General features: G+C 69.8%; 12 protein-coding genes. 4 read left to right on the top strand and 8 right to left on the bottom strand.

Going from position 1 to position 20,155, the window contains the following annotated elements:
• Window positions 1-376 precede the first annotated feature (376 nt).
• Both COUCH_RS10505 and COUCH_RS10500 read right to left on the bottom strand, forming a co-directional pair.
• Window positions 377-7,297: an RHS repeat-associated core domain-containing protein gene (locus COUCH_RS10505; RefSeq protein WP_249611879.1), complete on the bottom strand. Its 6,921-nt coding sequence runs from the start codon at window positions 7,295-7,297 to the stop codon at window positions 377-379.
• Window positions 7,298-7,358: 61 nt separating this feature from the next.
• Window positions 7,359-10,967 (bottom strand): LamG-like jellyroll fold domain-containing protein, encoded by a 3,609-nt coding sequence (locus COUCH_RS10500; protein WP_249611878.1) that lies wholly within the window; start codon window positions 10,965-10,967, stop codon window positions 7,359-7,361.
• A gap of 234 nt (window positions 10,968-11,201) precedes the next feature.
• On the opposite strand from COUCH_RS10500, the gene COUCH_RS10495 reads away from it, so the two are divergent.
• Both COUCH_RS10495 and COUCH_RS10490 read left to right on the top strand, forming a co-directional pair.
• Window positions 11,202-11,540 (top strand): ArsR/SmtB family transcription factor, encoded by a 339-nt coding sequence (locus tag COUCH_RS10495; protein WP_249611877.1) that lies wholly within the window; start codon window positions 11,202-11,204, stop codon window positions 11,538-11,540.
• A complete protein-coding gene (locus tag COUCH_RS10490) occupies window positions 11,537-13,213 on the top strand; it encodes a SulP family inorganic anion transporter (RefSeq protein ID WP_249611876.1) in 1,677 nt (558 codons plus the stop codon). The genes COUCH_RS10495 and COUCH_RS10490 overlap by 4 nt, the downstream gene beginning before the upstream one ends.
• On the opposite strand, the gene COUCH_RS10485 is transcribed toward COUCH_RS10490, so the two are convergent.
• From COUCH_RS10485 to COUCH_RS10470, 4 genes are all read right to left on the bottom strand, one after another.
• Complete coding sequence (locus tag COUCH_RS10485) at window positions 13,186-13,962, bottom strand: ABC transporter permease (RefSeq protein ID WP_249611875.1); 777 nt, start codon at window positions 13,960-13,962, stop codon at window positions 13,186-13,188. The genes COUCH_RS10490 and COUCH_RS10485 overlap by 28 nt on opposite strands.
• Complete coding sequence (locus COUCH_RS10480; RefSeq protein ID WP_249611874.1) at window positions 13,959-14,948, bottom strand: ABC transporter ATP-binding protein; 990 nt, start codon at window positions 14,946-14,948, stop codon at window positions 13,959-13,961. The genes COUCH_RS10485 and COUCH_RS10480 overlap by 4 nt, the downstream gene beginning before the upstream one ends.
• Window positions 14,949-15,135: 187 nt before the next feature.
• Complete coding sequence (locus COUCH_RS10475; RefSeq protein WP_249611873.1) at window positions 15,136-16,038, bottom strand: permease prefix domain 1-containing protein; 903 nt, start codon at window positions 16,036-16,038, stop codon at window positions 15,136-15,138.
• Window positions 16,035-16,424, bottom strand: coding sequence for a PadR family transcriptional regulator (locus COUCH_RS10470; protein WP_249611872.1), 390 nt, complete (start codon window positions 16,422-16,424; stop codon window positions 16,035-16,037). Before COUCH_RS10470 ends, COUCH_RS10475 begins: the two co-directional genes overlap by 4 nt.
• Window positions 16,425-16,513: 89 nt before the next feature.
• On the opposite strand from COUCH_RS10470, the gene COUCH_RS10465 reads away from it, so the two are divergent.
• Window positions 16,514-17,320, top strand: coding sequence for a PrsW family intramembrane metalloprotease (locus COUCH_RS10465; RefSeq protein WP_249611871.1), 807 nt, complete (start codon window positions 16,514-16,516; stop codon window positions 17,318-17,320).
• Here the strand turns inward: COUCH_RS10465 and COUCH_RS10460 are convergent.
• Window positions 17,317-18,144, bottom strand: coding sequence for a siderophore-interacting protein (locus COUCH_RS10460; RefSeq protein WP_249611870.1), 828 nt, complete (start codon window positions 18,142-18,144; stop codon window positions 17,317-17,319). The two genes, COUCH_RS10465 and COUCH_RS10460, sit on opposite strands and share 4 nt — an antisense overlap.
• A gap of 20 nt (window positions 18,145-18,164) precedes the next feature.
• Window positions 18,165-19,145 (bottom strand): hypothetical protein, encoded by a 981-nt coding sequence (locus COUCH_RS10455; protein WP_249611869.1) that lies wholly within the window; start codon window positions 19,143-19,145, stop codon window positions 18,165-18,167.
• A 59-nt stretch (window positions 19,146-19,204) separates the two neighbouring features.
• Here COUCH_RS10455 and COUCH_RS10450 point away from each other — a divergent pair, with 59 nt between their 5' ends.
• On the top strand, window positions 19,205-20,125 hold the full coding sequence (locus COUCH_RS10450) for an aminoglycoside phosphotransferase family protein (RefSeq protein WP_249611868.1): 921 nt from the start codon (window positions 19,205-19,207) through the stop codon (window positions 20,123-20,125).
• Window positions 20,126-20,155 lie beyond the last annotated feature (30 nt).

Raw genomic sequence — 20,155 nt, 5'->3', positions numbered from 1 at the left:
TCCCACCACGCCCAGCCCCTAAGCCGAGGATCGAAACAAAAGAGCCAATCCTGGAGTTCCCAAGGTTCCTCGCCCTCGCGAGCGACATATTGACGGACTCCCCGCGATGCAGGGTCATCACGGCCGACCAAAACTGATCCGCGTGTAACTTCCGCGAACCAATCGGGAATTTTATTCTCTGGCAGGAATTCCGAACCTCTAGAGATTTCATTGGCCGAGGTAACGGCCGCAGACAAGACGGCACGAATTCTACCGGCGTAATCGGTTTGGCTTAGGTTGGTCGTGACAAGGAACGTGGCAAGCACCTGAGGACCTTCGGCATCCGATGCAGGAGAGGTGCTGACTCGCACCTGCTCGCCTGCAAATCTTCGGGCACTCATCCAACCACCCGTCCAGACCCTGGAACGATTGCACCTCTGAGGTCATCGAACATGTTCGACGGAATCCCATAGAGTCCCGGCGAAACCTTCGGGTCGGCGATTTCTGGTCGCGTGCTGCGAAGCTGGTTCCATTCTCGCCTACTCCCTGTGAATCCGCGCGGCGCTCTCTGCGGAAGGGCCGACGCGCGCACCTGGTCCACGAACGCGCTGTCCACATCGAAGCCTACAACCTGGCCGTCGGAGCCACGGAACTGCAGCGAATGGGAAGCGTCGCCGCTCATGTTCAGGTACAAACGCCCCTCTCCACTCAGCGACACATTACCGTCCGCGCCGATCGCTATGCGCTGACTGCCAGGATGAGAAGTCTGCGCACGATACACCGGACAGTTGGTGTTGTGGACGAGCACTGGGGTTGCGCCGGCGAGCACGTAGAATGTGTCGAGATCCGCGACGGTGAGGTTGTACATCCAGCGCTGGCCGGGATACGAGTGCGCCATGACCACTCGGGCGTCGGTCCCGTCCAGCGCACGAAGACGGGCTCCCGGCTTCAGGTCACGAGCGTCACTCCAAACCTTGCTTCCGTCATCCCAGAACGGATGCTCCGGCGTGGTCTGGAGGGTGACGCTGGCGTCCTCGTCGACCCGGACTGTCACGTCGGTCAAGTTGCGGTCGTCGTTGACAACAGTGGCGATCACCGGACGGCTCTCGGTTCGTTCCGCTTCTGGATCGGTTGCCACTACTTGATCGCCGACCTCGATGTCGCCGATCGGCTTGGTGGAGCCGTCCCCCATCAGCACAAGCGTGGCCGGGGCGAAGCTGTTCAGGCACCCCTGGGGCTTCGCCGCACCGCGTGCCGGCGCGCTCCCTTCAACACCTTCCAGAGCGGCCGCTGCCGGAGCTTTCGGCTTGCCCTTCATGCCCTTGGGCCCGACGAACATGAGGGCGATGGTCGACACGAGGTGCGAACCCGCGTATGCCCGCTCGCCCCAGGTGTCTGCGGTGAAGATCTTTTTCCCCTCGGAGAACAGACCCTTCAGCATGGCGTAGTTGCCGCCGCCCATACCGGGCCCGTTCCAGGTGCGTTTCGCCTGGCCCCAGAGCGCATCCCATACGGTCATGTCGCCGTTGGCTATGGCGGCGCCGTCAGAACTGGCCTGGTGATAGGTGCTCTCGAACATCGAGTAGACGCCGGTGACGAGACCGACCGTCGCTTCGTAGCCGGCGTCAAGCTGCCCTTTCAGGCCGTTGCCGATGATGGAGCGAAGGCTGTTGCCGCCGTTTCCGGTGCCGCTGCCATTACCGCCGTTACCACCGTTGCCCCCGTTGCCGCTGCCGCCGGAGTCGCCGCCGCCGCTCTCGATAATCTGCCCGATGGCGCCGATAACGCCGATGAGGCTGATCGGGTCGATGAAGAACATGCCCGTCGGGTCGCTACGGCCGATGGGGTTGTTCCCCGCGTAGGAGTACGCGTTCCACTGCTGCGGCTGGGTCAGGTCCTGCACCGGGTCGACGGAGATGAACCGGCCCAACACGGGGTCGTACTCGCGGGCTCCGATATGGGTCAGCCCGGTGGGGTCCTTGTCGCCGCCGACGAACCCCTTGAGGTTTGGCCATGCCGGGTCGCCACCGCGCGGGCCTCCGTAGGGAAGTTGCCGGCGGATGGTGGCCGTCTGGGCGGCCGCGGTGACCGCGACCTGCTGGGTGCCCTGGTGGTCCGAGAAGAGCCACGTCAGGCCGTCGTTCTGGTTGGTACGGGAGGCGACGGTCTGGCCGTTGAAGGTGTAGTAACGCGTACCAGTCACGGTCGGGCTGCTGCCCGAGACGTCGCGGCGGATTTCCATGCCCGGCAGGTAGAGAGTCGTACCGTTGGGGTCGCGGCGGATGAGCCGGTCACCGTCGGCGTTGTACAGGTTGGTGAAGCGCTTGGTGCCCTCCAGGACCTGTACGGGTTTGCCTTCGGCGTCCCACGTCAGGGCCTGAACCGCCGTGGCGCCGGGACGCAGCTTCATGTTGCCGGCGTCGTCGTATTCGTACGACGAGGTGGTGCCGGTGGTCTGACCGGGGAGCCTCGTCGTCATCGAGCTGACCGCGTGGGGACGGACCACGCCCTTCCCAGGCTTGGGCACGGCGTAGGTCCGCTTGGTCGTCTCCCCGGCGGCGCTCAGATGCGTTTCCTCGGTGCGGTTACCGAGGCTGTCGATCACCCACTTGAGCAAGTAGGGCGCCGCTCCACCGAGGTTCTTCGGATCCGGGCCTGTGTCACATGCCGTACCCGGTTTCGGCGTCCACGCGGAGTCGAGACGCTGGAGGCTGTCGTAGCCGAAGCATTGCGTGTCAGCCTGTCCGACCTGCGGCGCATCCGTGATCGACAGCGGGTTGCCCATGGCGTCGTAGCTGTAGAACCGATCGGCGATGGTGCCGGTCGACGTCTCCGGTTTGACCTTCACCTCGTGGACGCGGCGGGTGTCGAGTTCGTACGAGATGCTCTGCTCGGCGTACGTGCCGCCGTTGGTCTTGAGCGTCGTGATGGTGGGCTCGCCATAGCCGGTGTACATCTGGCCGACGACATAGGAGCCGACGTTCGGCAAGTTGGTCTTGAGCCCGTTGGGCATCGCCGAGGTCGCGTCGAAGGTGGTGGTGACCGTCTCGGTGGCCAGATCCCCCTTGGCCGGATACGTCAGCGACGTCGGAGCACCGGTGTACTGCGAGTAGCCGTGGCTGTAGCTGTACGTGCCGTCCAGACCGGTTTCGGACGCGGGGATCACCCATCGCTCGCTGGCGATCTGGTACCGCAGGTCGAAGTTGCTGGCCTGCCACTTGTAGGCGTTGCCGTTGTCGTACCGGATGGCCTCGGTCAGCTGGTTGCGCATGGGCTGACCGGTCCAGAGCTTGTCGTACTTCCACTCCGCACGCAGCTTCGTCGTGGAGACCTCATCGTCGTACACGCCGGTGCGGCGACCCAGGTCGTCGTACGAATAGGCGAGAACCTCATTACGCGCGTCAGTGGTCTTGATGAGGTCGCCGGCGTCGTCGTACTCGGAGATGGTCTTGCCCTTGTCCGGGTCGACGGCCAGGCGTTGGCGACCGCGGATGTCGTACGTGTAGGTCCATTCGTCGCCACCGGCATCGGTCACGCTGGCGAGCTGGTCCTTGCCGTTGTAGCCGTACTTGGTCGCCACGTACGAACCGGAGGTCCCGGCCGGAGTGGAGTATTCGCGAAGCTCGACCGGCTTGCCGAGCGGGTTGATCAGCGTGGTGGTGGCGGTGCCGCCCTTGGGCGGGACCGCCGTCGTGCGGTCGCCCTCGTACGTCGTGGTGCTGCGCCACTTCTCGACGATGCTGGTCTTGCCGTCGCCCGCCTGGAAGATCGACGCGTACGGCCGGTCGGCCCGGTCGTAGAGGGTGAGCGTCTGCTGCGGCACGGACCATTGCGGTTCGGCCCACAGGGTGCCGGACGGGTCGCCGGGTTCGCTGTGCGCGCCGTAGGTCAGTTCGAGACGCCCATGGTCGTCGAACAGGGTGTCCGTGACGACGCGGCCGCCACCGACCGCCTCCGTCTGGTTCTGCCGGACGCGCAGCAGACCGTCGTAGATGGTGAAGCTGACGTCGGTGCCGCCGACCGTGTTGAGCTCTTCGGTCTTGATGTACGGGTAGTTCTTGCGCTCCGTGTCGAAGCTATACGTCAGCCGCTTCGTGGGCTGATCGGCGTGCTGCGAGCGCGGCCACCCCTGGTCCCACACCTGCGACGTACGGCCGAGCGGGTCGTACGTGGCCTCGTTGACGCGCCCGTTGGGGTCCGTGATCTTCGTCGGCGACCCCCACGCCGGGTGCATCTCGGTGGTGGTCACCCAGTCGGACAGCGTGGTGTCGCGGCGCTTCAGCGTGTCAGTACGCGTGGTGACCAGCGCATCCGCCGGAATGTACGCCGAGATCGTGGTGGTCTTGCGCACCGGATCGCCTGCGTTGGTCGGCCGGCCGAACGCGTCGAAGACCGCCGTGGCAGTCGTCAGCCAGGAGGTGCCGGAGGTCTTGCTCCAGTCCTTCAGAACCTGCGTACCGGTCAGATCACCGCGCACCGGGTCGGTGCTGACGCTCGTCGCGCCGTCGTAGAGGGTCTGGGTGTCCGAGATGATGTCGTCGGCGGTGCTCGGGTCCGTACCGCAGGGCAACGCGGTGACGGTCACCCGCTCGGGAAGCGTGACGATGTTCTTGGTGGTGTTGCGGTTGTAGGTGGTCGTGGTGCAGCGTTCGTCGCCCGCCTTGTCGACGTCGCCGTTGTCCTGGATGGCGGCCGCGACGCCGTAGTCCTCGTCGAACGTGGTCTTGGAGCTGGTGACCCGCCAGCCGCGCGCCCCGTCGACGCCGAGCGCGGTGCCTTTGTACGTGGTCTTGGTGCCGGTGTAGCGCGCGGTGACCGTGTCCCCGTTGATGGTGCGGGACGCGGTGGGCCCGGAGCGCCACGGGACGTTGACCGTCTTGCTGACCGGCTTGGTCTCCACGCCGTTGTAGACGACCTGCTCACGAACCATGCCGGCGAACTGGTCCTCGTCGTAGACCGTCTCCGAACCGAGCGACGCCGCCACCGTGACGGTTCGCGTGCCACCGGACGCGGCGGCCCGGTCGCCGTGCATGCCGCGCAGGTAGGTCGTCTTGGTGAGCGTCCTGTTGGTGTCACCGACCTGCGTCGTCACGGTGGCGTAGCCGCGGAACTGGTCCCACGTCTTGCGCTTCGGCTTGCTCAGGCCGTCGTCATCGGCATAGTGCCAGGCCGGACTGCCCTCGTACGCGTAGTAGGTCGTCTTGCCCGGGGACTGATAGCCGTTCTCGAGCTTGGTGTCGCTCTCGGAGACCTGCTTGACGACGTACTTGTGCCACCACTCCGTGATGTCCGGGCCGTCGATGTCGTACGGGTCCGGGCCGATGACCGGGTAGCACAGCTTCGTGTTGGTGGCCGGCGAGGACGGCAGACTGTCCGCCGAGCATTCCTTGTCGGAGTACACCACCTGAACACGGGCGCCGGTCTCGGTGTAGATGTTGGCCAGGCGCTGCCAGTTGTTCGTGGTGTTGGTCTTGGTCCTGACCCGGTTCTGCAGGGCGACCGGCTTGAACGTGATGGCCGGCAGGGTGGCGGTGCCGCCGACGTGACCGGTGTGCACGATCGAGTCCAGCCACAGGCCGCCGGCGTCGCCGTCACCGGGTGACGGGAAACTGTGCGTCAAGGTGTAGGAGTCCACGTCCCGCCAGCCCGGCGTGGCCTTGGTGGTGTCCCAGATGCGGGTGAGGACGCGGGCCAGACGCTTGGTCGACCAGAAGGTCGGCGAGAAGTTGTCGCACGACGTGGCCGTCGACTTGCACTCCTGGTCCCACGGGGTGTCGGGCCAGTGCACACCGTCGTGCTCACTGCAGCCGGAGTTGCAGCGGTCGCCCGGCTCGAACACCACCTGCGCGAGGGCCTTCACCGAGCGATCGGAGGATCCGCGGTCCCACGTGCCGTAGTCGATGCGGGCCAGCGTGCCGCCCCGTACGTAGGGGACGTTCTTGCTCTCGGTGATCTCGGCCGCGTACTGGTTCTTCTCCACGTCGTACCAGTAGGACGTGGTGTTGCCATGGGTGTCGACGACGTAGTCGAGGTTCCAGCGCCAGGCCTGGGTGGTACGCGAGTCCGCGAACTTCGTCGCGTGTCCCGGCTCGTCGGCGTGGTTGCCGTAGACGGGCACCGTCCACGCCGAGTTCGTGTTCTTGTCCTGACCGGGCAGCTTGTTGAGCCCGAAGTAGTACTGCGTGCCGTCCGTCGCGGTGACCCGCCAGTGTTCGCCGTTGTCGTCGTCGTTGGTGCCACCGGTCAAGCGGCTGATCTTGGATCCGTCCTCCGACCGGGCGTGCCAGCCCTTGTCGGCCTCGTAGATCAGCTCCGTGCTGTTGCCCGCCAGCGAGAGGACCGCGTTGTTGGACCGCCAGCAGAGGTCCCCGGTGTACTCGGGCGCATTCTGCGTGCCGGAGTCGTCCTCGCTGCAGGGCACGTACCGGCGCTCGATGAAGCCGGGCGCGTACTCGAAGCCTTCACCGACCCAGGACGGCTGGTTGTTGGTGGCGGAAGAGCGCCCGTCCGCGGCGGCGGAGGAATAGGAGAGCGTCACACCCGGGCCGGTGCCGGAAACGCCCGGCGGGGTGCGCATCGGGTAGGACCAGGAGAATGCTCCGGTCGAGCCGCCGACGGACCAGCTGGACGAGGCCGACAGCGAGGTGGCGGCGAAGTCCCCCGAATCGCCGGAGGGTCCTGCCGCCAGAGCGACCAATGTGCCGGTACCGGATCGGCCGGCCGACAGCGAGACGTCAGCTGTCACTGTCTGCCGCGCCGGGTCGTTGCGCGAGGGCAGCGGGGCCGCCGTGCAGCCCGCTCGGTCGGGTTCCGTCAAAGCACAATCGGGCAACCGCCACAGACGCAGCCGGGAGGACCAGTTGCCGCCGAAGGCGTGCCGATAGGCCGAGTAGTCCATCGACACCGAGGCATTGCCGGCGGCACGGCCCGTGAGCCGTGCCACCACCCCGGACCGCCAGCGCTGCGGCACGGCGTCACGACCGATGACCTCAGCGGTCACCGCAGGAGCCGCCTGCTTCTCGGCAGCCGCCGTTGCCGACTTGGTGGGCGCCGTGGTCACGGTGACGCGGCTTCCGGCAGCCGGCCACACCGGCGCCGGGACCTTCGCCAATGGCGTGGCCCGAGGCTGCCAGCCGACGCCGGCGACTTCCCGGCCGTCCTGGTCGAGCTTCTCGACCTGGGCGCTCAGCCGTTGCGGCGGCTCGGCCGGCTCGGCGAGCGCGGGAACACTGGAGAAGCCGGTGAGGCTCAGCGCAACGGCCAGGCCCGCGGCGATTCCCGCCCTGGTGCGCGCGGCCCGGGACAAACGTCCGATCATGAAAGGTTCTCCTGACAGGTGGAACACACCGAGCCGACGAGGCGGGGCACGACTGGAGGGATCATCCGGCGTCCAGACCGGCGACGAGTTTCATCACCTGGACACCGGTGAGGGCACCCTGGTAAACCACCACGTCGTCGATGCCGCCCTTCCAGGGGTCGACCCACGCGCCGGTCGTGTTGTCCGCGGCCCACCAGCCGCCGCCGACGATCAGCGGCCCGGCCGCGTTCCACAGGCGCGGAACCTGCTGGGTGACCGGATCCCTGTCGTTGACGTAGAGCGACATCGTCCCGGCCCCGGCGTCGTAGACCACGGTCAGCCGGGTCCACGAACCCTCGTCGTCGATGTCGAGGGGCGCCTTGGCGATGACGTGCGTGTACGTCTCCCCGGTATCGGCGTCGGCGGAGGGCACCATGACCTCGAAGCGCTGAGCCGTCACCGAGTCGACCGTCGATTTGCGGGTACCCAGGAAGAACGCGGACTGCTTGTTCCCCTTGGGCGCGAGCGCGGTCATCGTGGTGCTCGTCGAGTCGACGTGCACGGCGGCCGACACTGTGAAGGACTGGTCGGTGCGCAGGGGCGTGCCGTTCTGCCACTGTGCCGGTGAGCCCTCCGGGGCGGCGTTGGCCTGGGTGACGCCGTACTCGCGGGTCTTCGGTGCCTGCGGGTTCGGCTCGCCCTCCCAGACGAACTCCTGATCGTCGAGGGCGAGGAACTCTCCGCCACTGCCGAAGCCGATGCCCGTCCCCTTGGTGAACGAGAGGCGCCGGTGCCACGACGACTGGTCGGGGGCCTGGCACATCTCCGCGATGGACGGGTCCGGGCACGGCTGTAGATCGGCGAAGTCCCACCGCCCCGCCTCGACCGGCGTCATGATGCCGGGTTCGTCGGCGATCTTCCGGTTCGGGTCGCCCGGCTCACCGGTGAAGTCCTGAGCGACCAGAACCCGGTCGAAGACCTGGACGTCGGCGACACTGCCCTGCAGCCAGTCCGTCCATACATCGCTGGTGTACTTGCGGTTGCCGACGCGCATGGGACCGGTGGACGACCAGGCCGCCGGAGCATCCTTGACGGCCTTTCGCTGACCGTTGACCCAGACCTGCATGGTCTCTTCCCCGGCGTCGTACGCACCGGCCACATGCGTCCACCGATTGGCGATGGCGCTGTCCGGCGCACAGGTGAACTCCATGGGGGCGGTGGCGTCCGTATCAGTCACACGCATGCCGAAGCAGAATGATTTGTCGGCGGTACCGTCGCCGTTGCGGTCGTCGCTGCGATATTGCAGCTGGAAGTTGGCGATGTGCGCGCCGTCCTGCGAGATGATGTTCTGGAAGCCCGTCGTCTGATCGATACGGACCCACGCCGCCACGGTGAAGCTCTTCGTGGTGTCGAGAACCTTCCCACCCGTGGTCAGCGCGCCGGAGCCCGTGAAGGCGACGTTGCGGCCGCCGACCACCCTTTGTTTGTCGGCCCACGACGTGCCCGCAGCGGTCAGAGGGGTGTCACCCCCCACTGACGCGGCCTGGTCCGACAGCGCCTTGTCATCCTTGTCGTAGGGATACCTCTCCAACAGCCACTGGGCCACCGGCGGCGCCGGGCGTTCGACGAAGAAGGGGTGGGTGCCGTCCCCTTCGTTGAGTGTCGAATCGACGGCTTGAAGCGTCATGAGGTTGTCGCCGTATTTGGGCGCGGTGGCGGTGATGACCGCCGACTTCCCCGGTTCGTTCGCGACGGTCTTCGCCGGCACCTCGTGGACAGCCGACTCCCAGCCCCAGCGGAACGTCGTGACGTCGGTCGCAGTGGACATGATCTTGAAGGTGCCGGGCTGCCCGGGCCCCGGCGGATTCGTCAACGTGACGGCCGAGACGTCGGGCTCCTCGGTGTCGATCCGGAAGTAGCACCAGTCCGACCATGGACTGTCGATCTCATACGGCTTCGGGTCGGTGCCCATCACCCGGAACGCGTACAGGTTCTTGTCCTCCGCCTTCTCGATGCGGCCGCTCTTCTCCCGGTCGTTCGCCGGTGTGCTGCTGACAGGCGGTGGCGTCATCGAGGTCCACTTGTCGCCGACGATGTGGTACAGCTGCCAGGTGGCCTTCAACGGCTGGCTGTCGTCGCCGTCCGGCATGATCGCCGAGAGGAAGGGGTCCTTGATGCCGATACCGATGCTGGTCGACTTGCACTGCACATTATTGACCTGCAACGAGTACGGCTTACCCGGCTTGGCGTCGACGTCGGCGATGAGCTTCGCGTCGTTGGGGAAGAACTTCTTCCACCGGTCCTTAGAGTTCTCGTAGTCCTGCGTCTCGTTCCCCGCGGAGAACGCCATCGTGACGTTGGAAGTCCCCTTGCCGGCTGCACTGTTGATCAGCGAGGTGATCGCGCCACCTTCGAAGTTGACCGTCATGTCCGGCTGGGGCGAGTCGGCGCATCCACTGCCTTCGTTGGCATGCGACTCCGTGGCCGCCAGGTGCTTCAGCAACGAGCTGTTCTTCCACGCCGTACGCGGCGTCGAGGAGATCGGGCTCGCGCTGAACATGTGCGTCCAGGTGTCGACGCACGAGTACGAGTGATCCAGCTTCATCCTTACGCTGGCCTCTTCGACGTGCTTGCCCTTGATCGTGGTGAGGGGGAACTCGAAGTAGGAGCGGTAGATCCGCCCGTCCGGGTCCATGCCGACACGGGCCCGGGAGACGTCCGAGTTGTTGGTGTTGTTGTTCGTCGAGTAGGCCCAGCGGGTTTTGCCTTTGTCCCAGTACGGATCGATGAAGACCGGGAAGGTAGCCGATCCGGTGAGCATGGCCTCGTCGGGCCGCAGCACCAGATCGCCGGCAGCCGTCACCTCCGTCCGCACTGCGGCGACGCGAGCCGCGTCGGACGGTCCGCTCCCGGTGGAAGGGTCGTCATCGAGGCCCTGGGCCGCCACGCGCCCGGACGTCCCTCCCGATGCCTTCACCGGGGTGGCGGCGTTTCGCGAATCCCACATCGCCGGTGGCGGTGCCGTAGCGAGCAACGATCCGCCGGCTGTCGCCCGGAGCGAACCGTCGGGCCAGCGCGACAGCTCCGCGTCACCGCCGACGTCGAATGTGATCTCGCGGAGTTCGGAGCTCTTCGCCGCGTCCGCGGACTTGACAGCCAGCACATGGGAGAACCCGAGCTCGGTCGGCCGCACCACCAGGTCCACGCCGGGCAGCACATCGGGATAAGTGGCCGTGTCGGCGTCCAGCCTGGGCGGAGGCAGATCTTTCCCGTGCCAGGTCAGGGTGAACGTCTTGCCCCCCTCGACCATGGTGACCAGCGGCTCGGAACCACCGTCGGAGAACGTCACGTCGGCGAACGCGGCTCGCGGGCGTACACCGGCGTCCGTTGCCTGAAGCGACAAGTTGAGATCGGCCCATGTGCCGTCGTCGCGGCGTACCCGCTGCGGCAGCACGGTGGACTCGTACGTGAGCCGGCCGTCCGGCTCGGCGAACAGCTGGCTGAACTCCGTACGCTCCGAGAGCACCTCAACCCGCGCATCGGAGCTGCTGGCCTTTTGCAGGGCGGCGCCCTCGTCCTGTGCCGCAGCAGGGCCCGGAAGACGGCTCGATGCTGCGGCCGGCGCGGGCGAGGCGACAGCACTCGCGGGCAGCGTGGTCGCAACCCCGCCGAGCAGCAATGAGAAAGCCACGCCTGCAGCCGTGGAGCGGGCATGCGTCATCGCCAAAAGAACCACTGTCAACTCCCCCGTGCACGTCAAGCAGCAGGGAAACCTTAGACGTATTTAAGTTTCTCTGTAAACCAAGATCACGGATGGAGTGAGAACTATCCCACTCTCCGTGTTCTCTCCGCATCACGGCCGGTACGCTGGCCGCGACTTGAAGAATTCTTCAAGTGAAGAAGTCATCATACCGACAGGATGCGCATGGGTGTCCCGCTGTACCAGGCGAAAGCCGAGCTCTTTCGCACGCTGGGCCACCCGGTCCGCATCCGCGTCCTCGAGCTCCTCCAGGACGGCCCGAAGCCCGTACGCGACCTCCTCGCCGACATCGACGTCGAGCCCTCGAACCTCTCCCAGCAGCTCGGCGTGCTCCGCCGGGCCGGGCTGGTGACGTCCGCTCGCACCGGCTCCTCGGTCGTCTACACGCTGAGCACGCCCGCCGTCGCCGAGCTGCTGGCGGCCGGGCGGCGGATTCTGTCCGCCGTGCTCACCGACCGTGATGAGCTGCTCGTCCAGATCGACGCCGAGGGGCAGTTGTCGTGACCGGGCGGCTGACGCGCCTGCTTCCGCAGCGCGGCGACTGGGCCGCGGCCCGGCGGCATCCGCGGCGGGATCTCGTGGCCGGGTTGACCGTCGCGGTGGTCGCCCTGCCGCTGGCGCTGGCGTTCGGGGTGGCTTCCGGGCTGGGCGCGCAGGCCGGGCTGGTCACCGCCGTCGTGGCCGGTGCGGTGGCGGCGGTGTTCGGCGGGTCGAATCTGCAGGTGTCCGGGCCGACCGGGGCGATGACCGTGGTGCTGCTGCCGATCGTGCACGAGTTCGGGGCCGACGGGGTGCTGATGGTCGGCGTCATGGCCGGCCTCGTGCTGATCGGGCTCGCCGTCGCCGGGCTGGGCCGGTACGTCCGGTACCTGCCCACGCCCGTGATCGAGGGCTTCACGGCGGGCATCGCGGTGGTGATCGCCCTGCAGCAGGTGCCGGCGATGCTCGGTGTCGGCGACGCGCGGGGCGAGAAGGTGTGGGCGGTGGCCGCCGACGCCGTGACGCGCTTCGTGTCCCATCCCCATCCGGCTCCCCTGCTGGTCACGGCGGGGGTCGCCACGCTCATGCTGCTGGGGGCGCGCTGGCGGCCCGCCGTACCGTTCTCGCTGGTCGCCGTCGCCGGCGCCACCGTGCTGGCCGAGGTCACGTCGCTGCCGCTGGCGCGGATCGGCGCGCTGCCCAGCGGCCTGCCCGCGCCTTCGCTGGACTTCCTGCACTGGTCCGCGGCGGCGGACCTGATGCCCGCCGCGCTCGCGGTGGCCGCCCTCGCCGCGCTGGAGAGCCTGCTGTCCGCCACCGTCGCCGACGCCATGAGCGTCAGCCAGCGGCATCATCCCGACCGGGAGCTGTTCGGGCAGGGCCTGGCGAACCTGGCCGCGCCGATCATGGGCGGCGTCCCGGCCACCGCGGCGATCGCCCGTACGGCGGTCAACGTGCGCGCCGGGGCGCAGTCGAAGCTGGCCGCGCTGACCCACGCCGTGGCCCTGGCCGTCATCGTGCTGGCCGCCGCGCCGCTGGTGTCGCGGATCCCGCTGGCCGCGCTGGCCGGCGTCCTGCTGGCCACGACCGTGCGGATGGTGGAGACCGCATCGCTGCTGGCGCTGATCCGAGCCACCCGCCGCGATGCGGCCGTCCTCATCCTCACCTTCGCCGTGACCGTCGTCTTCGACCTGGTCACTGCCGTCGCCGTCGGTCTCGGCGTCGCCGTCGTCCTCGCCCTGCGGGCCATCGCGCGGACCGCCGGCATCAAGCAGGTCCCGATCGACGACACCGACCACAGCGCCGAGGAGCACGCGCTGCTGCGGGAACACATCGTCGCCTACCGGCTGGACGGGCCGCTGTTCTTCGCCGCCGCGCACGACTTCCTGCTGGAGCTCACCGAGGTCGCGGACGTCCGCGCGGTCATCCTGCGGATGTCCCGGGTGTCCACCATCGACGCCACCGGGGCGCACATCCTCGGCGACGCCATCGCGCGGCTGCGGCACCGCGGGATCCTCGTGCTGCTCTCCGGCATCGATCCCGCCCACCGGCAGGCGCTGACCGCCGTCGGCAGCACCGCCGAGCTCGAACGCGAGGGCCTGCTCTGCAGAGACACGCCCGCCGCTATCGCGCGCGCCCGCGAGCTGCTGAGCCCCACCGGCGGCACGGATCAGATGGAGCGCTGGTACACCCGGTAGGCCCGGGCGGACAGCCACGCCATCACCGCCGCGAGCGCCAGCAGCAGGCCGATCCTGCCGCCCACCAGCCCCCAGTCCGGCGTGTCGGTCAGCGCTTCCCGGGCCGCCACCGCCGCCCAGTCCACCGGGTTGTACCGGGCCACGTCGGCGACCCAGCCCGGCATCAGCGACGGCGCGATCATCACCGACGACAGGAAGGTCAGCGGCAGCACCAGGAACTGCGCCACCGCTATCAGTGCCTCCTGCTGGTGGACGAGGAGCGCGACCGCGTCGGAGAAGGCGGCGAACACCACGCCGATGAGGATCGCGGCGAGCACGAGGACGAGCATGCCGCGCGGGCCTCCGTCGTAGCGGGCGCCGGCGAGCAGGCCGACCCCCACCATGATCAGCGACTGGACGACGGTCACGATCGCCTGGTGGACGAGGGACGCGTTGACGAGGGCGCCGCGGCGTACCGGTGAGGTCAGCGTGCGGTCCATGACGCCGCGTTCCATGTCCTGGACGATCGACGTGCCGCTCCAGCCGGCGGTCATCATCGCGGTCATGACGACCACCCCGGGGGTCAGATAGCTCAGGTACGACCCGCCGCCGAAGGCGGGCATCTCCGCGATGCGGCGGAACAGCTGGCCGAACAGCAGCAGCCAGACCATCGGCTGCACCAGCGTGAACATCAGGTAAGCCGGTTGGCGGGACAGCGTACGCAGGGAGCGCAGCGACAGCAGCCCGGTGTGCGTGACGACGGTGGTCATCGATCGGCCCCTTCCAGGGAGGCGGAGGAGAAGCTGCGGCCGGCGTGGTGCAGGTACACGTCGTCGAGGGAGGGGCGGGCCACCGTCACGGTGGTGAGCTCCACCGTGGCCGCCTCGAGGGCGGCGAGGAGGCCGGGAAGCGCCGCGGCCCCGTTCGCGACGCGGGCGTTCACCACCGTGCCGTCGGACTCCACCGCGGCGATGCCCGGAAGCCGTTCGAGCACGTGCCGGGCCCGTTCCGCCTCCGGTGCCGCGGGCAGGCTGACGCGTACGGTCTCCCCGCCGAGCGCGCCCTTCAACTCGTCCGGTGTGCCGGAGGCGACGACCCGGCCGGCGTCGACGATGGCGAGCCGGGCGGCGAGGTGGTCCGCCTCGTCGAGGTAGTGCGTGGTGAGCAGCACGGTGAGCCCGTCCTCGCGGGCCAGCCGGCCGATCTCCGCCCACATGCCCATCCGCGCCTCCGGGTCGAGGCCGGTGGTCGGCTCGTCGAGGAAGAGCACCCGGGGCCGGTGCATGAGGCCCATCGCCACGTCGAGCTTGCGCTGCATCCCGCCGGACCAGGTGCCGGCCGTCCGGCCCGCGGCCGCCGTGAGGTCGAAGCGGGCGAGCAGCTCCCGGGCGCGGACCCGGGCCTGGGCCGCGGACGCGCCGTGAATGCGACCCTGCAGCACCAGGTTCTCGAGCCCGGTCGCCGCCGGGTCGAACGTCGGGCGCTGCGACACGTACCCGATCACGCGCCGGATCCGCCCGGGGTCGTGGCGGACGTCGATGCCGGCGACGGTGGCGCTGCCCGAGTCGGGCACCGACAGCGTGGTGAGGATCTTGACGGTGGTGGACTTGCCGGCGCCGTTGGGCCCCAGCAGCGCGAAGATGATCCCGGGGCGGACCGCGAACGTGACGCCGGCGAGGGCGCGCACCTCCCGCTTGCCTCTCCCGTACGTCTTCACGAGGTCGACCGCCTCGATGGCGCGGTCCGTGACGGACATGGTTGCTCCTTCTGGGTCGCCGGACGGCGGCGCCGCCCGGACGGTGGAAGGAGTCGCCGGTTGTGACAGAGGTCGTGGGTTACCGTTCGCTTGCGGCACGCACGGCAGGACCCGGCCGACCGGCCGGCGACTCCGGTGTGTTCCCGCCGTGGCCGCGGTGTTGGCGCACCGCGGCCACGGCCCTGGCTCAGGGTTTCGGGGCGAAGAGCATGCGGGCGATCAGGACGGTCATCGCGACGAAGCCGCCGACCACCGCCAGCCAGGACCACGCCCAGCCGGCCGTGAGCGTCAGCGCCACGAAGGCCGCGGCGGCGACCAGCCACACCGTGACGGTGTAGATGCCGAAGCGCGCGGCGGCCGCCGGGTCCTCGGAGAACCGGTCGGAGCCGTACGCCGCCTGCTGCTGCTGGACCACCCACGCCTTGTGCCGGTTGGTCTGGGTGGCGCCCAGGTAGGTGAAGACCGCGGCGGACACCACCAGCACCAGCGCCCCGGCGATGAGCCAGGGCAGGCCGGCGTCGCGCAGGTACAGCCAGCCGGCGCCGAGGGCGGCCACGGCGAGCAGCGTCGCGGCGCCGTACCCGGCGGCCCGGGCGGGCGGCATGGGGTGGCTTCCCGTGGTCTCCTGCCGCAGCGCGTCGGCGGTGATCACGCCGGCCGCCGCGGCGACCACCGCCACCGCCACGACCTGGACGGCGAGGGGCATGTCGACGACGTACGCCGCCAGCGCGAGCACCGCGAGCCCGGCCACGGCGAGGGCCGACAGCACCACCGTGCGGACCGCGAACGCCGCGTCGGTCCGTACGCGCAGGGATTGCCAGGCCGCGGCGGTGCCGGCCGGCCCGGTCCGCGGCTCGGTCGCGTCGAGGATCGCGCGCACGTCGCCCATCTCGTCGACCGCCCGGCGGGCCGCGGCCGGCTCGCCCATCCCGCTCGCCGTCAGCTCGGCGACGCGGGCGACGAGGTTGCCGCGCATCTCCTCCTTGAGGTCCTGCTGCTCCGGGCCCATCTCGACGCCGGCGAACGCCTCGTCGAGCAGGCGGTGCACGTGCATGCCGGCCCCGCCCGGGGTCTCGTCTGACAGGGTCACGATGACCGCCTTTGCGTCGTGTCGGGTGAGCCGGAGCCGTCGTCGAGGTCGAGCAGGGTGTCGATGATGTCCCGGGTGGCCGCCCACGCCGCCGCGTTGCGGCGGTAGACGGCACGGCCGGCGTCGGTGATGCGGTAGTACTTGCGCCGGCCGCCCTGGCTCTCGTCACCCCAGTACGCCTCGATGAGGCCGTCCTTCATGAGCCGGCGGTACGTCGCGTAGAGGGTGGCCTCCTTGATCTCGTGCCGCCCACCGGTGGCGTCGCGGATCCGCTTGAAGATCTCGAAGCCGTACCGGTCCTCGCGGCGCAGCACGCCCAGCACGATCGTGTCGGTGTGCCCCCGCAGCAGGTCCGCGGCGAGGACGTCCCGCGAGTTGTCAACCATGCCGAGTACTGTATCAGATGAAGTACCTGGCGAGGCACACTGAAATCACCCGGTGGCGGGTCCCTTACCGGTGCGCGAGACTGCGAGGCATGCGTGATCTCTTCCGCCGCTGGGCCTGGCTCGGCGTGCTGGTCATCGGGCTGGCGCTCTACGTCGTCGTGCTGCGGACGCTGGTCCGGACGCAGAACCCCAACTTCGTGCCCTCGCTGCTGCTGCTCGGCGCGACCGTGGTGCCCCTGGCCTTCCTGACGTTCGCGCAGGCCCGGACCGGCCGGTGGCAGGTGCCGGCCGCGGCGCTGGTCATCGCGGCGTTCTTCGGCGGGGTCATCGGCGTCGTCGTGGCCGGCACGCTCGAGTACGACGCGCTGCGCGGGCTCGGCGCGCTGCCGATGCTCTTCGTCGCGGTCATCGAGGAGGCGGCGAAGATGATCGTCCCGGTGGTCCTGCTGTTCGTCCTGCTCGCCCGGCACGGGCGGCGGCTGCCCAGCGACGGGCTGGTCATCGGGGTCGCGTCCGGGATGGGATTCGCCGCGCTCGAGACCATGGGGTACGGCTTCAGCGCGCTGCTCGAGTCGAAGGGCAACATCACCGCCGTTCAGGAGACCCTGTTCGTCCGCGGCCTGACCGCCCCCGCGGGACACACCGCCTGGACCGGACTGACCTGCGGAGCGCTCTGGGCGATGATCGCCTCACCGACCGGCAGGAAGATGCTCGCCTTCCTCGCCACCTTCGCCGGCGCGGTGGCCATGCACACGGCCTGGGACACCTTCGGCGGGGTGATCCCGTTCGTCATCCTGGCGATCCTCAGCCTCGGGTGGCTGTTCATCGCGCTGCACCGCTACCGCGCGTTCGCCGAGCACACCCAGTGGGCTCCCCGCGACCCTTTGACGGTCTAGCGTTTCCAGTAGCCCATGAAGGCGACTGCGTTGCGGTCGATGCCGCGCTCACCGACGAGGTGGCGGCGCAGGGCGACGACCGTACGCGACTCCCCTGCGAGCCAGGCGTAGAAGGTGCCGGTGGCCTGCGCCGGCACGTCCCACACGATGCCGTCCTCGTCCGCCGGCCGGGCGTCCGCGGCGACCGTGGCGCCGCCGCCCAGCAGGGACCGGACCACCGGTTCGATCCGGTCGCCGTGGGCGCGGACGAGCCAGGTGATGTCGTGGCGGCCCGCGACGGGCAGGCGGTCGTCGGCGTACGGCACCTCGAGGACGGCGCGGGCGGGGCGGTCGAGGGACTCCAGGATGGACGCCGCGGCGGGGAGGGCCGTCGCGTCGGCCGCGAGCAGCAGGAGCTCCGCGGTCGCCGGAGGCTTCCAGGCCACGTCGGTGACCGGGTGGCCCGGGGTCGCACCGATCATCACGATCCGGTCGCCGGGGACCGCCGCGCCGGCCCACCGCGACGCCGGGGAGGCGTCGCCGTGCAGGACGAAGTCGACGTCGAGCTCGGCCGCACCCGGCCGGTATGCCCGCACGGTGTAGACCCGCAGCGGGGCGCCGCACGAGCGCCAGTCCGCCGACCGGGCGAAAGCCTCGTGATCGGCGTCCGGCGGCAGGAACAGCAGGTTGATCCGCTGGTCGAACCCGTGGTACGCGAAGTCCGCCAGCGCCTCGCCGGTCAGCGTGATCCGCACGAAGCTGCTGCTCAGCCGGGCCGCGCGGGCCACCCGCAGCGGGAACGGCTGGTACGGCCGCAGCAGCGGCGGCGCCAGGACGGACATCATGGAAGCGAAGGCTACCCTAACTAGGTCGACCGCCCGCGGGTGGTGCGCCGGGCCCGGGCGGCCAGCCCCGGGGAGCCGCACCGCTCGGCGAGCTCGAGCCCGTCGCGCAGCACCCGCCGGGCCTGCGGGCGGCGCCGGGCCCGGTGCAGCAGCTCGCCGAGGTCGACCAGCGCCGTGGCCAGCTCGAAGCGGCGCGGGGCGCCCTGCAGGACCCGGACCGCCTCCTCCGCCCGGGCCAGGCCGGCCGCCCCGGGCAGCACCCGGCCCTGGACGCGCAGCGCCCGGCCGAGCGCCGACGCCAGCCCGTGCCGGCGGGTCAGCGCCACCTCCTCGGCGACCAGCCGCTCGGCCGCCTCGGCGGCGCCGATGCCGGTCAGGACGTCCGCCGCCGCCGAGCGCCACGGCAGCACGCCGGGGTGGTCGAAGCGGCGGACGGCCACCCGCTCGCCGCACCGGTACCAGTCGGCGAGGGCGTCGCCGGGCCGGCCCGCCGCGCCGTGCAGGCGGCCCCGCACGTAGCGCAGCAGCAGGAACTCGGGGTCGTCGGGCAGGTCACCGCCGAACGGCGCCGCGGCGAACAGCGGGCCGGCCCGGTCGACGTCACCCATGTCGAGCAGCACGGCGATCCGCCGCGACAGCAGGAGGGCCGCCGTCGCGCCGTCCGGCTCGGCGCCGGAGACGGCGAGCAGCTCGGCTGCGGCCTCGGCGTCGCGCGCCGCGGCGGGCAGGTCACCGCTGCGGCGGGACACCGAGGAGCGCTGCGAGTACGCCGCGACGAGCCCGGCCGCGTCGCCCTCGCGCCCGGCGACCTCGACGGCGATCGTGCAGCCGGCGTACGCGGCGGCGAGGTCGTCGGCGTCTCCCAGGCGGCGCAGCGCGCGCAGGTATCGGGGCAGGTCCGCGGCGCCCCTCGGCGGTTCGAGCGGCACGGAGCGCGGGTGCGGGACGGCGGGGTCCCGGCCGTGGTTCGTCAACCGCGGCCCTTCATGGCGGACGGTCATGCACCAGTCTGTACCCCTTCGGGGCCAGAAACACCTTACGGTTCGGTACACAATGGCGCATGCGCAGTCCCACCCAGCGCCGGCTGGACCTCCGTACGATCGACGAGATGCTGTCACCCGCCCTGGGGACACCCGTGGTGCAGGCCGCGGAATTGTCCGGTGGCGGCTTCGCGGCGGTGTGGCGGGCGACGCTCGCCGACGGCCGGTCCGTGGTGGTGAAAGCAGGCCCGCCGGACGACGCCCGGCTGCTGCGGTACGAACGCGACCTCATCCCCGCTGAGGCCCGGTATTTCCGGATGGTCCGCGATATCGCACCGGTGCCGGAGGTGCTGCACCTGGGCGACGGCTGGATCGCGACCACCCTCCTGCCCGGACGGTCGCTCACGGACGTTCCGGACGCGGCGTCCGTCCGCGAGGAGCTGGGCCGGGTGATCGCGCGCGTCCACACCGTCGAGGGAACCCGCTTCGGGTACGACGGCGACCGCCCCTCCGGCCGCGACTGGCCCGAGGCGTTCACGGCGATCATGCGGGCGCTGATCGCCGACGCGGCCGACTGGGACGTGCCGCTGCCCGCCGGGATCCTCGAGGCGGTCGAGCGGCACCGGGCGGCGCTGGCGTCCGTGACCCGCCCGGCCCTGCTGCACTTCGACCTGTGGGACGGCAACGTGCTGACCGAGCAGGGGCGGCTCACCGGGCTGGTCGACGGCGAGCGGTACCTCTACGGCGACCCGCTGCTGGACCTGGTCTCCCCCGCGCTGTTCCACCGCATCGAGGACGAGCCGGACCATCCGTTCCTGCGCGGGTACGCCGCCGCCACCGGCCTGGTCCTCGACGACGAGGCGCGGACCCGGCTGACGCTGTACCGGCTGCACCTCTACACGCTCATGGTGACGGAGTGTCCGAGCCGCGGCGTCCCGGTCGGTCACGAGCGGCACGCACGCATGTCGAAGATGCTGGCGGATGAACTGGCACGCCTCTAGCAGAAGCGAGGCTGCAAAGTTAATAGCGCT

Origin of the sequence: Couchioplanes caeruleus, assembly GCF_023499255.1 — a bacterium.
GTDB lineage: Bacteria > Actinomycetota > Actinomycetes > Mycobacteriales > Micromonosporaceae > Actinoplanes > Actinoplanes caeruleus_A.
This window is presented reverse-complemented; position numbering and strand designations above follow the sequence as displayed.

Bases quoted from the DNA above. Each gene is read 5' to 3' on its own strand.
- COUCH_RS10505 (WP_249611879.1), bottom strand. From the start codon at position 7,297: ATGATCGGACGTTTGTCCCGGGCCGCGCGCACCAGGGCGGGAATCGCC.
- COUCH_RS10495 (WP_249611877.1), top strand. From the start codon at position 11,202: ATGGGTGTCCCGCTGTACCAGGCGAAAGCCGAGCTCTTTCGCACGCTG.
- COUCH_RS10485 (WP_249611875.1), bottom strand. From the start codon at position 13,962: ATGACCACCGTCGTCACGCACACCGGGCTGCTGTCGCTGCGCTCCCTG.
- COUCH_RS10480 (WP_249611874.1), bottom strand. From the start codon at position 14,948: ATGTCCGTCACGGACCGCGCCATCGAGGCGGTCGACCTCGTGAAGACG.
- COUCH_RS10470 (WP_249611872.1), bottom strand. From the start codon at position 16,424: ATGGTTGACAACTCGCGGGACGTCCTCGCCGCGGACCTGCTGCGGGGG.
- COUCH_RS10465 (WP_249611871.1), top strand. From the start codon at position 16,514: ATGCGTGATCTCTTCCGCCGCTGGGCCTGGCTCGGCGTGCTGGTCATC.
- COUCH_RS10460 (WP_249611870.1), bottom strand. From the start codon at position 18,144: ATGATGTCCGTCCTGGCGCCGCCGCTGCTGCGGCCGTACCAGCCGTTC.
- COUCH_RS10455 (WP_249611869.1), bottom strand. From the start codon at position 19,145: ATGACCGTCCGCCATGAAGGGCCGCGGTTGACGAACCACGGCCGGGAC.
- COUCH_RS10450 (WP_249611868.1), top strand. From the start codon at position 19,205: ATGCGCAGTCCCACCCAGCGCCGGCTGGACCTCCGTACGATCGACGAG.